Consider the following 434-nt stretch of genomic DNA (forward strand, 5'->3'; position numbering starts at 1 on the left):
GCCCCGCCGGCCCCGGCGGCCGGCGCGGCGGAGACCGCCGAGGAGGGCGGGCCCGGGGCGCCGGAGTCCCGGCTGTCCCGGTACGAGCGGCCCGACCTGCCCACCAGCTACACGGCGCCGCGCACCCCGCTGGAGGAGAAGGTGGCGGGCGTCTGGCAGGACGTCATGGGCGTCGCACGGGTCGGCGCGCATGACAACTTCTTCGACCTGGGCGGGCACTCGCTGCTCGCGGCCCAGCTGGTCTCCCGGCTGCAGACCCTGCTGCCCGTCACCCTCACCGTCTCCGACCTGCTCTCCCGGGCGCAGACCGTCGCCCAGATGGCGGAGGCCGTGGAGCGGAAGCTGCACGAGAAGCTGCTCGACATGTCGGACGAGGACGCCGCACGGCTGCTCGGCGACTGAGCCGGGCCCGGCACCCCAGCACACCCCAGCCC

Annotated in this window: 1 protein-coding gene; it reads left to right on the forward strand. The window is 75.8% G+C overall.

Annotated features, from left to right (window positions below; genetic code table 11):
• A partial coding sequence (locus G5C65_RS38280) for a phosphopantetheine-binding protein (protein WP_241266369.1) occupies positions 1-402 on the forward strand: 402 nt, incomplete at its 5' end.
• Positions 403-434 lie beyond the last annotated feature (32 nt).

Origin of the sequence: Streptomyces boncukensis (genome assembly GCF_011045075.1) — a bacterium.
Lineage (GTDB): Bacteria > Actinomycetota > Actinomycetes > Streptomycetales > Streptomycetaceae > Streptomyces > Streptomyces boncukensis.